General features: G+C 67.7%; 1 protein-coding gene. It reads left to right on the top strand.

Annotated features, from left to right (window positions below; genetic code table 11):
• Window positions 1-260: TolC family protein (locus R0J92_RS24145; RefSeq protein WP_411053545.1), on the top strand; the 260-nt coding region annotated here is incomplete at both ends.

The raw sequence follows: 260 nt of genomic DNA on the forward strand, positions 1-260 counted from the left end.
CTGCAGCGACGCCCGGACGTCGCCGCGGCGGAACGCCGGGTGGCCGAGGCCAACGCAAAAATTGGCGTTGCGCGAGCGGCCTACTTTCCGGACATCATGCTCAGCTTGCAGGGAGGCGTGCAAAGCGCCGCCTACGCCGGCCTCGTCAGCGCACCCAATCTTTTCTGGGCGGTCGGGCCACAGCTCGTGCAGTATGTGTTCGACGGCGGGTATCGTTGCGCGCAACTGGATGCGGCCAAGGCCGCGACCGCAGAAGCGGG

The sequence above is a fragment of the Tritonibacter sp. SIMBA_163 genome, from assembly GCF_046535935.1.
Classification (GTDB): domain Bacteria; phylum Pseudomonadota; class Alphaproteobacteria; order Rhodobacterales; family Rhodobacteraceae; genus Epibacterium; species Epibacterium scottomollicae.